This window comes from Streptomyces sp. SID14478 (genome assembly GCF_010548525.1).
In the GTDB taxonomy this organism is placed as follows: Bacteria; Actinomycetota; Actinomycetes; order Streptomycetales; family Streptomycetaceae; genus Streptomyces.
In genome coordinates, this window is sequence record NZ_JAAGMG010000383.1 from 24,731 (window position 1) to 37,251 (window position 12,521).

Consider the following 12,521-nt stretch of genomic DNA (forward strand, 5'->3'; position numbering starts at 1 on the left):
GGCCTAGGTGTATTGCCCCGGAGGGTTGTTGACGCGGGTGATGGGTGGGTGGCCGTCGAGTGCGGTGTGGCAGCGGTGGTGGTTGTAGGTGTGCAGGAAGTCTGCCAGGGCTGCTGTCCGCTCGTCGTTGGTGGTGTAGGGCCGCAGGTAGGCCCATTCGTCAGCGAGGGTGCGGTTGAAGCGTTCGACCTTGCCGTTGGTCTGTGGCCGGTAGGGGCGGGTGAGTTTGCCGGATGCGCCGAGGTCGGCCAGGGCGGCCTTCCAGGCCAGGCCTTTGCGGTAGGCCCAGGCGTTGTCGGTCAGCACGCGTTCGATGCGGGTGATGCCGTGACTGCGGAAGAACGCGGCCGCGCGGATGAGGAAGCCCGCGCAGGTCGCGACTTTCTCGTCCGGGTGGATCTCGCTGTAGGCCAGGCGCGAGTGGTCGTCCACGGCGGAGTGGACGTAGTCGAAGCCCATCCCGCGGATCGGCCGGCCGGCTTCGCGGCCGTGCATCTTGTGGCCGCCGCCGTCGGGGATCCGCCCGAGTTTCTTCACGTCGACGTGGAGGAGTTCGCCGGGTCGCTCGCGTTCGTAGCGGCGGATCACGGTGCCGGTCGGGCGGTCGAGCCAGGCCAGCCGGTGAAGCCGCTGGCGGGTCAGGATCCGGTGGACCGTCGAGGCCGGCAGGCCCAGGATGGGGCCGATCCTCGCCGGTCCCAGCTTGCGGGTTTTCCGCAGGTCGCAGACCTTGGCTTCGATGTCGGCCGGGGTGCGGTGGGGTGTCGTGCGCGGCCGGCTGGAGCGGTCGTGCAGGCCGGCCTCGCCTTCGGTCCGCCACCGCCGCATCCACTTGTGCGCGGTGGCCCGCGATATGCCCATCTCCGCTGCGACATGGGCGACCGGACGGCCCGAGCGGACCCGCTCGACCAGCAGGCGCCTACCGAAGACGGTCAGCCGGGCATTACGGTGAGACATGAAGGCCTCCGTGTGGTGAGTTCCTAGACAGCTCCCACCACACCGGAGGCCTTCGTCATGTTCAAGACCTACCGAGTGTCAACAACGCTCGTGATCAAAACACCTAGGGACCGCGGCGTCGTAGAAGCGTTGTGAATCACTCGATGCTCTCGTCGACCAGGCTGACGCCGAAGTGCGAGGCGCGCGCCTCAAGTTCGGTGTAGGCGATCGCGGCCGGAGTCTCGTCCCACAGTGCGAACGCCAGATTCCCGACCGCCTCGACGCGCGCCGTGCCGGGCTCCCACGCCGCGTCCGCGGCCGCGCAGCGCACCCGTAGCGCGTCGTCGTCGAGGAACTGGCACTGATGGATCACCTCAGTGCGGACCTGGGTGATGCCGGCGCACCAGGCGGTGTGGCCGCGGCGCAACAGGTGCGTCAACTCGACTATGTCGTCGGTGTGTTGGGCCTCGGCTGCCAGGGTGAGCAGCAGGGCGGCGGGGTCGGTCTCGAACACGGGCTCGGGCTCCTTGGAATCGGAACGCGCAGGAGGCGGGGTGGCGGGTCAGGCGCTGTCGAAGTGGCGCAGGACGAGGAAGTCGTCGAGGTGGCCGTCGGTCGCCGCGCCGAGGTGAGCGGCCAGGTCTTGGTTGCCGCGCCCGGCCTCTTCCTTCTGGGCGGTGCGCGCCGACTGTGCGTCGGTGAGGGCGGTGGCGGCGAGCTCGGTGTGGCTGGGTTATGTCCTGCTGCTTGGCCTCTTCGGCCTTGGCAGGAAGGCCGCCACAAGGAGTATCGGTCCGGCCAGGATATAGACGTTCCACCACGACGACGTGTCGGCGAACTCGTACATAACCAGGCTGAACACCAGAGCTAGGACCTGCGCGGCGGCAGCTGTTGCTAGAACACTCTTCATGTCCTCCCCTTTCTAGGCGTACGACTGTGGCACGGACCACTGACACCGGCACCGGCCTTTGCCGTTTGAAATGGGGCCTGACAGGTAGCGCGGCCGGTGTTCGAGGTCGTGCATTCCCTGCAGGTCCACCATGGGCTCATCGTCTTCTCCTGGTGCTCGTGGTGGTGTTCTCCCTGTTGCTGGCGGCCGGTGTGCGGCTGTCGTGTCAAAACAGGGTGTTCTGCATCCAGTCGGTGTGCGAGTGACTTGTGCCGTGGTGATCTTCCTGCGGCGAGGCCCTGTGGGCCGCGTGGTCGGTGCTGTCCGTCGGCTCGGCTGAGTGCGGCTCTGGCTTGGCGGGCAGGGGGCCGTTCTTGGCGCAGGGGCATCGGCACCACCAGAGGCAGGGCTCGCCGAGGGGCCTGGGTATGAAGGGCGCGATGCAGCGGCCGTGCTGGTTGTGCAGCCAGTCGGTGTTGTCGTCCCTGTACGGGCTGCCCTCCTGCCGGTGCACACACAGATCGCACCGGCCGGACAAGCAATTCCAGCAGGTTCCCCGCTCGCAGGTCGCCCAACGACGGAAGCCCCACGGGTACTTGCGTTCCAGGTCCTGATAGTGATCTGGCCAGACGTGGCTACGCACCCAGGAGCCTTCCTCCTCGCTCATCGGTGAGGCGTTGGGTACGGGGTCCACGATGCCCATGATCAAGGCGCCCTGCAGATTGAGCAGAGGGGTGCGCCGGACGATGGCGCGCTCGGCGGGGCTCAGGGTGCGCTGGGGACGGCGTAGCACAGCAGGGTGACTTTGCCCGTCTGAGGAACGGGCCGTGGACGTGGTGTCGGTCATGGGTGCCCCTCCGAAGGTGGGGGTGCGCGGGAGGTGTTGACCTTGGTGTGGCACGTGGCCGATCACCGGTCGTCGTCGCCGTGATCCGGGGGCCTGGCGCGCCGCCGGCGCTCTGGGCGGGCGGGAGCGCCGTCCTTCTGCGGCGTACGGAGGGCCGCGGCCTTGCTGCCGCCACAGAGCCTGACCTGCAGCTCCTGGTGGGCGTTGAGGACGTGGCACGGCAGGTGCTCGTGTCCTTCGCGTACGGCTCGGAACAGCCGGTGCCAGCCGTCGACGAGGAACTGGGTGTGGTCGAGTTCGGCGACGGTGACGAGCAACAGGGGCCGGCGCAGATCGGCAGTGGCGGCGTGGCCGGGGTCGATACGGATCAGCGGCAGCGCGGCCGCCAGGGGCGCGGTGGCGGTGCGGCGTACGGGCAGGGTCGCGGCGATGTCGAGCGCGGCGGTGACGTCCCACCGGTAGGCGAGGAATTGGAAGACCTCCCGGCCGGTGGCGTTCACCGGGGACCGCCGGCGTTCGGCTCAGGGTCTGGGCGGTGGGCGGCCGGCAGGAGGGCTGCGGGGACGATCAGGGCGAGTTGGTAGGCGGGCCAGGGGTCGCAGCTGTCCCACGGATCACCGTTGGACAGCACGACGCTCTCGCCGTCGGCGGGATCGACGAGCTCGCACGCGCCGCACCCGCAGGCAGGGTCGAACAGCTCAGGGCGGGCGGTGTACGGGGTGTTGAAGTAGTCGGCAGGGTGTTGTGGGTTGGCCACGGCAAGGATCAGGTCGCCCTCACTGACGTCGCGGGCGCGGCTGATGCGGACCGCGGCCTCGTCGACCGGCAGTGGGGGCCGGTCGGCGGTGGCGGTGAAGCAGAGGCTGCCGACGGTGACGAACTCGACGTTGGTGTGCACGGGGGCTCCTCTTGCCGCGGGGCCGCAGGTGCCGCCCCGCGATGCCGGTGAACGGATCGTGGTGGCGGATCGTCAGACGGGGCGTTGGTCCTGGGCCTCGAAGGAGAGGACGACGGCGTCGTCACGGACGTGGACACGGACGACGTCGCCGGGGACGGGGGCGTCGCGGCGGGTGCCGGTCAGCTCGCGCCAGGCGAGCCGGGCGGCGGTCAGGGCATCTTCGACGTCATCGCCGGCGGCTCCGAGTGGGCCGACGGGGACGATCCAGCGGTGTTCGGTGCGGATGACGCTCTCGGTAGTGAAGGACGGCATGGTCAGCTCTCCTGTCCGGTCAGGTGGGTGATCTGGTCGGCGGTGGCGCGGCCGGTGACGTTGTTGAAGGGAACGCGTCCGGTGCGGGCGCCCTGTTGGGCGGTGACGATGGCGCGGCGCTCGAAACTGGAGGCGACCGCGAGGGACTTGGCGTTCACGCGCACCACTTCTACCCAGCGGCCGCACACCCGGGCGAAGTCACCGACTGCGAAGTCTGCAGGGCGCCAGACCTTGGTGCCGGCGGTTTCGGCTGCCGCGACGACGTGCGTCCAGTAGCCGAGCTCGTCGGTGACGTCGTGGTGGCGCCGGTTGAGCTCGGCCAGAAGGTCGACCAGCTGCTCGGCGGTGTGCTCACCGGCTACGGCCTGCCGTACGGCGGTGTGCTGTTGGTTCTCCAGGGAGTGAAGGTGGGATTCGAGGCGCTGGATGCGGCGCAGGGTGGTGCCGGGGTGGGTGCGGTGGGCGGTGTAGTGGTCGGCCAGTTGGGCGCGCCTCGCCCATTCGCGGGCCTGCTGGGCGTCGGCGTGGCCGGCCTCGAAGTGGCGGCGCATCCGTTCGCGGAACCGGATCTCGCGGTTCGCGCTGTAGTGGTCGTACAGGATCGGCTGCCCGGGCGGAATCGACTTCAGCATCCGGCTAGCCGTCGACAGGTGCGCGTGGCTGGAGGAGGCGGCGCTGTCGCTGTAGCGGGCGAACCGGTCAGCGCGGTGGGCGGCGGCCTGGGTGCGGTCGGCTTCGGCGTCGGCGAAGCTGCGCCCCTGGTCGTTGTCAAGGGTGACGGTCACGGTGTGCCCGCCGGCGCGCAGCGCTTCGGCGGCGTGGGTGATGAGGCGCTCGTCGGCGTCGGAGTCACGGCTGCGCGGCACGTACCAAAAGGCGCGGCGGCGGCTGAGCTTGAAGCCCAGGGTGTGCAGCAGGGGCGCGGCGCCGTCGCGGGGAGCGGTGCCGGTCAGGAGGGTGCCTTCGGCGCGGGTGTGGGTCAGTTGCAGCTCGGCCACGGTCGGGCCTCCGTTCGGGGAAAGGAGCGCGGGGGCAGCGGCGGGCGCGGCGGAGTGCCGCGCCCGCGGCGCTCAGGTGGCCGAGTGGTGCGGGACGTGGGCGGCGTAGGCCTGCATGACGGCTTCGGTGGTGGCCGCGTCGATATAGCGCAGCGTCACGGTGGCGATGCCGTCGCTGAGGAGATGGACCTGTGCGCGGACAGGGAAGGGGCCGTCGTGCTCGACGATGAACGACGGGTCGTCGCGGACGATGGCGGCGTGCGGGACCAGGTCGAGGAGGTGTTCGGCCTGCGCGAGGCCGTCCGCGATCTGCTGGGCGCGCTGTGCGTTGCGGGCGAGCACCTTCGGGTACGTCTCGTTGTAGACCGGAAGCAGCTTGGCGACGATCGCCCGCGCCAGTGCCGGTGCGCTGCGGTCGGCCCGGAACGCGGTGGAGGGCTCTTCGGCGTCGGTCAGCGCAAAATCGGTCTCGGGGTAGACGGGGCTGGCGTCGACGTAGCCGGGTCGGCGGGCGGCCTCGATGCGGATACGGCGCCCGTCGCGGTGGGTGAGGCAGCTGCCTCGGTCGCGGTCGGCGGCAGCCTCCCACGGCCCGTCGGGCAGCAGGCGTGCGGTCTGTGCGGCAAGTGCGTGCAGGTCAACCATGGGGAGTCTCCCGGGCAGTTGAGAGGTGGCGGCGGAGTGCGTCCGGCTCAGCCGGTGTGGGCCGGCGCCTGTCCGGCCAGGACGGCGGGGAGGGTGGCGTCGATGTAGGCGACGTGGTGGGTGAGGTCGACGCCGACGCGGGCGTTGTCGACGTAGAGCTGTTGCTGTCCGGGGGTGTGCGGGCTGGGGGCGCTGCGCAGTTGGCCGGAGGCGATCACGTGGACGTCGTCGGTGAGGGTCTCTGCGGCGTGCTGGGCGGCGGCGCCGTGGACGGTGCAGATCACCGCGACGGTTTCGCCGTCGGTCCACTGGCTGGTGCGCCGGTCGTAGACGCGGGGGTGGTGCAGAAGCCAGAAGCGGGCGGCGGGGGTGCCGTTGTCGGTGTGGCGCAGCTGCACGGTGCCGTGGACGCGTCCGGTGAAGACGGCGGTGGATGGGCCGGTCATGGCGCTGCCTCTCTTTTCCGGGCAGGTGGGTTGGTGGTGCAGGGGTGGTTACCGACCACCCCTGCGCATGGTCCATAATACGCAATATTGGGTTGTTGTCACGGGGTTTTCCGGATCCTGCGGCCGTGCCGGAATGCTCGGGCTGACGCCGCCGGTGGGGAACTCCGCCGTGTGCACGGCGCCCAGGAGCGCGCTCGTCGGCCAGGGCCGGGCGTGCAGGGCCCCTCGGCGCCGAGTGCGGCCACGTGCGGTGCGGCCGCTTCGGCTTCGGCCGGGAGGGCGGGGGAAGGGTGAGTCATGCGTCGGCTCCGAAAACGTGCTCCCACTGCATCTGCTGTGTCCATACGAGGGTGAGCGCGTGCAGCTTGAGCAGGTCGTCGCCGGCGTGGGCGGCCTCGGTGGCACCGATGGCCGCGGCGCGGCGGAAGACGCAGGGGTCGTCGCGGTCGGTGTAGACGGCGACGACGTGGCCCCGGCCTCGTGGCGGCAGGTGCTTGTCCAGCAGTGAGGCAATGTGCCGGTCGTCGACCAGGACCATCAAGGCGTCGTACCACTCCTGTGCGCTGACGGTGTCGGCGGTGGCGTACACCAGCGGGGCACCCAGCGCGGGCAGGTCGAGACGGTCGGGGCTTTCGCGGGGGCCGGTGATGACGAGAACGGTGGACTGGCGGGTCATGATGCGGGGCCTTCCTCGCGGGCGGTGCGCTGCGTCTCCCGGATGCGGCGCAGGCGGTTGACAGTGACCGGTGCAATGCGCAGCGTGTCGGCATGGTCGATGGCCGCGTTGAGCAGTAGGAAGCAGCGGGTAGGGGTGAGGTCAAGCTCTTCGCGGATGGCCCGATCACGCGCCGCCCGGGTGGGGTAGCCGCGCGTGGCGACGGCCAGGAGATGGCGCAGGCCGAGCGTGGTGAGCGCGGTCGGCAGGGGTGGTGTACCGGTGTTCGGCGGGTCGGTCTCGGTGAAGTCGAAGCGCTCCAGCCACCTCTCCACCACCGGGACGACGTCAGCGCCGGGCAGTTCACCGCAGCGCTCGGCGATGTCGCGGATGCTGGCGTGCAGGTCCGCGATGGCGGAGCCCTCAGGCTGTGTGCGGTCCGGGCGCAGCGTCACAACGTCTCCCCGGTGGTGCGCGGGCGCGGAATGCGCAGGCTGTTGCCCGTCTCCTCGTGCGCGGTGGGCGGCGGGAGCTGGGGCGCGCGAGCACCGTCCGGCTCGGCCCCGCCGGGGCCGTTGGGGGCGTGCAGGTCTTCGCACTGCTGGCAGACGGCTTCGACCGGTGCGCCGTAGTGCGCGAGATTGAGATGCACCCAGACCAGGGCGCGGCAGTGCGCGCAGACCAGCGGCAGTGTGCGGGTCATGCTGAGCAGGGTGATGGGCTCGGTATAGGGCAGGGTGATCTCGCCCTCGCTGGTCGACACGGTGGCGTACCCGGGCAGAACGCGGCAGGGCCCGACGGCGGTGACATGCAGCCAGGAGGAGCGGGCGGCGCCACTCGCGCTCGCGGGCAGGGGGACGCTGAAGTGATCGGTGGGGACCAGCTGCCGGACGGTGACACCGGTCAGCGGAACGTACTGGGTGATCTTCACTAGGGCCTCGCAATGAGGCGTGCAGGAGTGGGAGTCGGACCGGGCGGGGCCGCCTAGGGTGGCCCCGCCCGGCGCCGGTCAGATGTCCTCGGCCGGGGCCGTGGCCCAGGGGGTGGGGCCGTTCAGGAGCTGGCGTAGATAGGGCACGTCGAGCGTGTAGCCGATGCTCGGATCAGCGACGCCCGTGACGGTCAGAAACAGCCCCTCGGCGCGCTGGGCGGTGACCCGGCAGAGGTTGCCGCGGGCGTCTTTCAGACGGGTCCCGACGGGGAACGGATCGGCGGTGATCTCGTGGACGGTGTGCAACGCGCCCAGCGTGCGGGGGAGCTGGCCCGGAGGCAGGGCGTAGGCGCCCCACTCTTCCGCGCCCTCGGCGCCCATCAGGCGTGCGTGGGCGTCGGCGTCTTCGCGGGCGGCGAGATCGGCGCTCTCGGGATCGGAGGCGGTCACGAAGACGGTGAGGCCGGCGACGTCGTCGTCGGGGCCCCACCCGTAGACGAACATGAAGGACGGCATGGCGGAACTCCCCTCGTCCCTGTGGTGTGCGGCCAGCGGGCCGCACACCACAGGGCGGTTCGGGGCGGGTGGGCCGTCCGTCGCCCGGCGGACGGCCCACCCGCTGGGCGGGCCTACTTCTTGGAAGCGTTGGGCGGCTTGGGGTCGGCGGGTCGGTGTGCGGCGACGGAGTCTGCTTCCACTTCGGACAGCGCGTACGAGCCGCCCGCCGCCCGGCCGAGTTCTTCGAGGAGCAGCAGCCATGCGGCCTTGGCGGCGGGCAGGGCCTGCCACGCCTTGGGCTCGCGCAGTGAGTACTCGTAGGCGGCGGCGACCTGCGCGAACATCACATGCAGGGTGCGGTTTTTGGGCAGAGCCGCGATCAGCTCCAGCGCTTCAGAGTGGGTGGCGGCCTTGAGGCCGAGGTACGGCGCGATGTCCATTGCCGAGCACTTCTCGGTGAACTGGGCGTAGAAGTACGGCATGGCCACCAGGGCGCGCTGTGCGAAGGTGCGCGCCGACTCCGGCAGCGGCTTGCCGCTGCGCGCGAGCGTGGTGGCGAACGCCTGCCTCGGCCCGCGCGCCGCCTTCCACGCGCGGTTGCGGGCCACGGTGTTCGCCCGCTGGGCCCGGTCCGCATCCGACAGAGGCTGCTTGGGCTTCTTCGCCTCTGGGCGCACCTTGTGACCGTGCTTGACCGGCTGGGCGCAGTGCCACACCGGCTCGCTGTCATGATCGAGGCGGGCACTGTGCCCCGGGCACGTCCGGTGCATCTGCTCTGTGACCGTGTTGCCGAGCGTGGTGCACAGCTCGGAGAGCGGGCGCGGCGCGTCCTTGTCCTCGCGGTACTGGTACGAGGATCCCGGACGCAGCAGCACGATCCCGGCCTCCTTCAGGGCCATTTCGGCTGTGGCGCGCTTGTCCTGCTCGGCTGACTCGGCGGTGAGCAGGGCCAATTCCTGGTCCCAGTGCCCCCGCCCGCCCAGACCTTCAGCGGTGTCCCGGCCGAGGGCGGCCAGCAGCCGCCGTTCGGCCTGTGGGATCTGGGCGACCTCGGCAAGCTGCGCGGTCTGCTCCAGATCCATGCCACCCGCGCTGGCGCGGCGCAGCTCGGCGTCGGTGAGCTTCTGCGCCTGCTTGACCCTCTTGGCCGCGCCTCGCCCCAGGCCCAGAGCCGTGGTGGCGGTGGCCCGCTCGACGTCGTCCATGCCGAGCAGGGCGAGTTCGGCGGACTTGAGCCGGTCGCGAGGGTCCATGTCCTTACGGTGGTCGTTCTCGATCAGGCTCAAAAACCGGGTCCAAGGGTCCCTGCCGACCAGGTCGGCGCGGACGTAGGCGGGTACCCGGCGCAGGGGCCGTGCGTCGTGGGCGGCGGTGGCGTTGGCGAGCTGGGCCGCCTGGGCCCGGCGCCAGCCCTTGAAGGCCGCATACGTGCCGTCGGGCAGTGGACGCACGCTGATGGCGTCCTGGACGCCGACTGCCTTGACGGAGGTGATCAGCTGCTCGTCGGGGGCGGTGTCGCTCTCGCGGGCGTTCTGCTCGTCGCGCACGATCAGCGAGGCGTCAAGGTACTCCGGCTGCTGTGGGGCTTGGTGATCGATCTGCCCGGCCGTGGGATGGGTCGTCGCGGTGGACATGGTGAACTCCCGGTGGTGTGACGAACGTTGAGCGGTGTGCGAGGCGGCAACCAACCGCCCCAGCATGTTTCATAATACGTGCATCGTGGGGTGGGGCAACCGGATTTTCCCGGCGCGCCCCACCCCGGTCTGAGCAGCGCCGTTCAGGCGCGGGCGCCGCGCCGGGCGGCGTGCACGGTGCACGCGTACACCGCGCGTGCGGGGCCACTCAGGCGCGGCAGTTCGGCCACGACTTCACGTCCCGGCGTGCCGCAGTCCACACAGCGCCGGTCCTCGGCCGGTGCGTGGCGCGCAGCCGGTTCGGCCAGTCGGGACTTCTTCACGACTGCGTCCCTTCGGCGCGCGGCGCTGCGGCCCGGTCGGCGTGAGTGCAGCGCAGGTCGGTGATCTCCTCGTAGCCGTAGCGGTCGGTCCAGGAGTAGCCGGTGGCCACGGACACGGACTTGGCGCTGGCGCGCACCACCTGGCGCCACTCGCCACGGATCCTCACCGGGTCGTCCTTATGGACGTTCTCACGGGTGTAGCGGCCGAAGCGGCCGTCCGCGCGGGCCTGTTCGAGCTGGTCGCGGTCGTAGGCGATGCGCTCGCTCAGCACGGCGCGTTCCGCCTCGCACTGATCGCGGTGGTCGCCCGACTGAAGGCCGGCGAGCTTGCGGTCCAGCGCACGCAGGTCGGCCTCCAGCCGTTGGACGCGGCGGGCGGTGACGTCGGGCCGCTCCCGGTAAGCCTCCTGGCTGCGTGAGCCCTCGACCCGGGCGGGCAGCCGTGCTGCCTCCTGGGCGGTGAGCGCGCCGCGGATCGCGGTGTCGACACTGCGATCCAGGGTCTTGCGGTGGGCCCGGCCCTTGCGGCCCGGGGCGACCGGCTGCCCGAGCGGCAGGTGTTCCACCATGGCGCCACTCGCCCGGTGCAGGGCCTCGGCCGTGGCTTCAAGCTTGTGGCCCTTGGCGGCCAGGGCGTCGCGCCGGTCCTCCAGGCGTTCGTGCTGGGCGGCCCGCACGGTGGCGGTGTCGCGCACGGTGTCGTCGATCGCGACGCTCACCGTGTGACCGGCGGCGCGCAGCTGCTCAGCGGCGGTGTTGATGGCGACACGGCGGGCGGCTCGGTCACGGCTGCCCCGGATGATGAAGCAGCCGAGCGACGGGGCCCAGCGGAAGCCGTACCGCTTCAGGACTTCTGCGGCACCGTCTCCCTTCTCGGTGCCCTCGGCGATGGTGCCCTCGGTGTGACTGTGGGAGATGAAGATGGTGGACATGGGGTCTGCGTCCTTCCCGGCCCAACGGCCGAACTGGAGAGGGGTGAAGGTGAGATGGCCAGGGATGGTGAGGGCGTCTTGGGCCGCTGAGGGATCTGCCGGGCCGTCCCGGCGTGGGGGAGGGGCGCGGGTCTGCGGCGCCTCGCTGCTGGTCCAGCTGCGCCTCACGGCGTGAGGGGGCGGTGGTCAGTTCGACGTCGTCGACGGAGTCCAGTAGCCGGGCGGCTGCAGATCCAGGCCATGGAGCACAGCAGGCCGGCTTCCGCTGCTGATCTCGTCGTCGAGGTGGTGGCCGCTGGCTCCTCGATCGTGTACCGGCCTTGTGCTCAGGGTTGGCGCGGTGTCTTTCAGACGGGCTTGATGTACCGCACCAGGGCGGACACCAGCGCCCGGTTATCGGCGTCCAGGTCGTGGCTGTGGCTGCGGTGCACCGCGGTCGTCTCGTCGGACTCGTACGGGTCGACGAAGTGATCGGCCTTCCACCCCGCGTGCTGGTCGGGGGCGTAGTGGATCTGGTTCTCCGTGCTTACGTCTGTCGTTGTCCGCGAGGGCACGCCGGAGATCCAGATCTGTCCTCGTGCGCCGAGGTCGACAATGATCCATTCGCAGTCGGCGCTGTCATGGCTCTCGGTGGTCGTCTCGATTCCGGCGGTGCGGAGTTCGGCGCGCAGCAAGTCGGCGGCGGTGGGCTGTTCGTGCTCGGCCATGGCTGGCTCCTGGGGCTAGTGGGCGGTGTGGCCTGAACGCGGTCGAGCGGGCGCAGCGCGGTCCGTTCGCTGCTCCTTCGTGCGGGCGGTGCTCACAGGGCGACGGCGCGGGGGCGCTGCTGGCGGTAGAGGTCCAGCTGACGCGCGGCGTAGAACACGTCCTTGGCGGACTCGGCGCTCAGGGCGTACAGGGTCACGGGACGGTTGCCCCGGCCCCCGTATCGGTTGCGGGCCGCACGGTGCATCTCCTCGCGTCCGGTTTCGTCGGCCGGTACCGGAACGCAGTTCAGGACCCGGCCGTCCGGGGTGGAGATCACGAGGAAGGGGCGGAAGTCGCCCCACGTATGGGGCCGTTGCGGGCCCAGCGTGGTGTCCGCGAGCTGGGCGCGCGCGTCGGCGAGCAGTACCCGGACCCGCTCGCTGGCCGGACCGGAGTCGTGCGGGTTGTAGCTGAACCAGGCGGCTTGCATCTCCCGTGGTGTGGCGAACTCCCACGGGGCGTACCGGCTGATGATGCTGCGCGCCCACTCGTCGCGTGACTCCTGCTTGATGGTGGCGGCGCCCGCCGCGTTTGCCACGCGGGTCTGCGACCAGCCCAGAGCGACGGCGGCACATGAGGTGCCGTAGTACGACACGTCGCCCTCTTCGTTGCCTTCCGCGTCCAGAGGCATCAGCGCGACGGTGCGCTTCAGGTTCGTACGCCCGCAGCATTCGCACGTGTCGCTGTCGTCGACGACCCCCTTAACGATCCACTGCGGCGTGATGCGGCGAACGGTGCTCATCGGTGCTCCGGTCTTGAGGGGAAAGAGTTGGTGGGCGCGCGGCCCGCTCCGCGGGCGCGTCGCGCCGCCGCTACGCGGCGGGGCCCGG

18 protein-coding genes are annotated in these 12,521 nt (G+C 70.8%); all 18 read right to left on the reverse strand.

Translation table 11 applies throughout. The features are described from left to right. Positions 1-3 precede the first annotated feature (3 nt). A complete protein-coding gene (locus tag G3I40_RS12270) occupies positions 4-957 on the reverse strand; it encodes an IS481 family transposase (RefSeq protein ID WP_164302180.1) in 954 nt (317 codons plus the stop codon). A gap of 136 nt (positions 958-1,093) precedes the next feature. Next, complete coding sequence (locus G3I40_RS12275) at positions 1,094-1,450, reverse strand: hypothetical protein (protein WP_164302181.1); 357 nt, start codon at positions 1,448-1,450, stop codon at positions 1,094-1,096. 601 nt (positions 1,451-2,051) lie between these two features. Beyond that, positions 2,052-2,672 carry a DUF6248 family natural product biosynthesis protein gene (locus G3I40_RS12280; RefSeq protein ID WP_164302182.1) on the reverse strand — a complete coding sequence of 207 codons (621 nt, stop codon included), beginning with the start codon at positions 2,670-2,672 and terminating at the stop codon, positions 2,052-2,054. A gap of 62 nt (positions 2,673-2,734) precedes the next feature. Beyond that, a complete protein-coding gene (locus G3I40_RS12285; protein WP_164302183.1) occupies positions 2,735-3,172 on the reverse strand; it encodes a hypothetical protein in 438 nt (145 codons plus the stop codon). Next, positions 3,169-3,570: a hypothetical protein gene (locus G3I40_RS12290; protein ID WP_164302184.1), complete on the reverse strand. Its 402-nt coding sequence runs from the start codon at positions 3,568-3,570 to the stop codon at positions 3,169-3,171. Before G3I40_RS12290 ends, G3I40_RS12285 begins: the two co-directional genes overlap by 4 nt. Before the next feature lie 72 nt (positions 3,571-3,642). After that, entirely contained in the window at positions 3,643-3,882 is a 240-nt protein-coding gene (locus G3I40_RS12295) for a hypothetical protein (protein WP_164302185.1), read from the reverse strand. Between the two features lie 2 nt (positions 3,883-3,884). Continuing rightward, positions 3,885-4,880: a DUF3560 domain-containing protein gene (locus G3I40_RS12300; RefSeq protein ID WP_164302186.1), complete on the reverse strand. Its 996-nt coding sequence runs from the start codon at positions 4,878-4,880 to the stop codon at positions 3,885-3,887. Between the two features lie 72 nt (positions 4,881-4,952). Then, positions 4,953-5,525 (reverse strand): hypothetical protein, encoded by a 573-nt coding sequence (locus G3I40_RS12305; protein WP_164302187.1) that lies wholly within the window; start codon positions 5,523-5,525, stop codon positions 4,953-4,955. A gap of 47 nt (positions 5,526-5,572) precedes the next feature. Continuing rightward, the gene (locus G3I40_RS12310) at positions 5,573-5,971 is read right to left on the reverse strand and encodes a single-stranded DNA-binding protein (RefSeq protein ID WP_164302188.1); all 399 of its coding nucleotides are present in this window, start codon (positions 5,969-5,971) and stop codon (positions 5,573-5,575) included. A 295-nt stretch (positions 5,972-6,266) separates the two neighbouring features. Continuing rightward, entirely contained in the window at positions 6,267-6,647 is a 381-nt protein-coding gene (locus tag G3I40_RS12315) for a hypothetical protein (protein ID WP_164302189.1), read from the reverse strand. Next, a complete protein-coding gene (locus tag G3I40_RS48125) occupies positions 6,644-7,081 on the reverse strand; it encodes a DUF3263 domain-containing protein (RefSeq protein WP_343244906.1) in 438 nt (145 codons plus the stop codon). The genes G3I40_RS12315 and G3I40_RS48125 overlap by 4 nt, the downstream gene beginning before the upstream one ends. Further along, a complete protein-coding gene (locus G3I40_RS12325) occupies positions 7,078-7,557 on the reverse strand; it encodes a hypothetical protein (protein WP_164302190.1) in 480 nt (159 codons plus the stop codon). Before G3I40_RS12325 ends, G3I40_RS48125 begins: the two co-directional genes overlap by 4 nt. A 78-nt stretch (positions 7,558-7,635) precedes the next feature. Beyond that, positions 7,636-8,073: a hypothetical protein gene (locus G3I40_RS12330; RefSeq protein ID WP_164302191.1), complete on the reverse strand. Its 438-nt coding sequence runs from the start codon at positions 8,071-8,073 to the stop codon at positions 7,636-7,638. Positions 8,074-8,186: 113 nt separating this feature from the next. Continuing rightward, entirely contained in the window at positions 8,187-9,689 is a 1,503-nt protein-coding gene (locus G3I40_RS12335; protein WP_164302192.1) for a ParB N-terminal domain-containing protein, read from the reverse strand. A 143-nt stretch (positions 9,690-9,832) separates the two neighbouring features. Continuing rightward, a complete protein-coding gene (locus G3I40_RS12340; protein ID WP_164302193.1) occupies positions 9,833-10,012 on the reverse strand; it encodes a hypothetical protein in 180 nt (59 codons plus the stop codon). Continuing rightward, the gene (locus G3I40_RS12345) at positions 10,009-10,944 is read right to left on the reverse strand and encodes a DUF3560 domain-containing protein (RefSeq protein ID WP_164302194.1); all 936 of its coding nucleotides are present in this window, start codon (positions 10,942-10,944) and stop codon (positions 10,009-10,011) included. The genes G3I40_RS12340 and G3I40_RS12345 overlap by 4 nt, the downstream gene beginning before the upstream one ends. A 347-nt stretch (positions 10,945-11,291) precedes the next feature. Beyond that, positions 11,292-11,651: a hypothetical protein gene (locus G3I40_RS12350; protein ID WP_164302195.1), complete on the reverse strand. Its 360-nt coding sequence runs from the start codon at positions 11,649-11,651 to the stop codon at positions 11,292-11,294. Between the two features lie 92 nt (positions 11,652-11,743). Beyond that, positions 11,744-12,521 (reverse strand): hypothetical protein (locus tag G3I40_RS12355; RefSeq protein WP_343244907.1); only part of this gene is annotated, 778 nt, incomplete at its 5' end.

Coding starts and splice junctions, on each gene's coding strand:
- G3I40_RS12345 (WP_164302194.1), bottom strand. CDS start 10,944: ATGTCCACCATCTTCATCTCCCACAGTCACACCGAGGGCACCATCGCC.
- G3I40_RS12315 (WP_164302189.1), bottom strand. CDS start 6,647: ATGACCCGCCAGTCCACCGTTCTCGTCATCACCGGCCCCCGCGAAAGC.
- G3I40_RS12295 (WP_164302185.1), bottom strand. CDS start 3,882: ATGCCGTCCTTCACTACCGAGAGCGTCATCCGCACCGAACACCGCTGG.
- G3I40_RS12310 (WP_164302188.1), bottom strand. CDS start 5,971: ATGACCGGCCCATCCACCGCCGTCTTCACCGGACGCGTCCACGGCACC.
- G3I40_RS12270 (WP_164302180.1), bottom strand. CDS start 957: ATGTCTCACCGTAATGCCCGGCTGACCGTCTTCGGTAGGCGCCTGCTG.
- G3I40_RS12305 (WP_164302187.1), bottom strand. CDS start 5,525: ATGGTTGACCTGCACGCACTTGCCGCACAGACCGCACGCCTGCTGCCC.
- G3I40_RS12335 (WP_164302192.1), bottom strand. CDS start 9,689: ATGTCCACCGCGACGACCCATCCCACGGCCGGGCAGATCGATCACCAA.
- G3I40_RS12280 (WP_164302182.1), bottom strand. CDS start 2,672: ATGACCGACACCACGTCCACGGCCCGTTCCTCAGACGGGCAAAGTCAC.
- G3I40_RS12350 (WP_164302195.1), bottom strand. CDS start 11,651: ATGGCCGAGCACGAACAGCCCACCGCCGCCGACTTGCTGCGCGCCGAA.
- G3I40_RS12330 (WP_164302191.1), bottom strand. CDS start 8,073: ATGCCGTCCTTCATGTTCGTCTACGGGTGGGGCCCCGACGACGACGTC.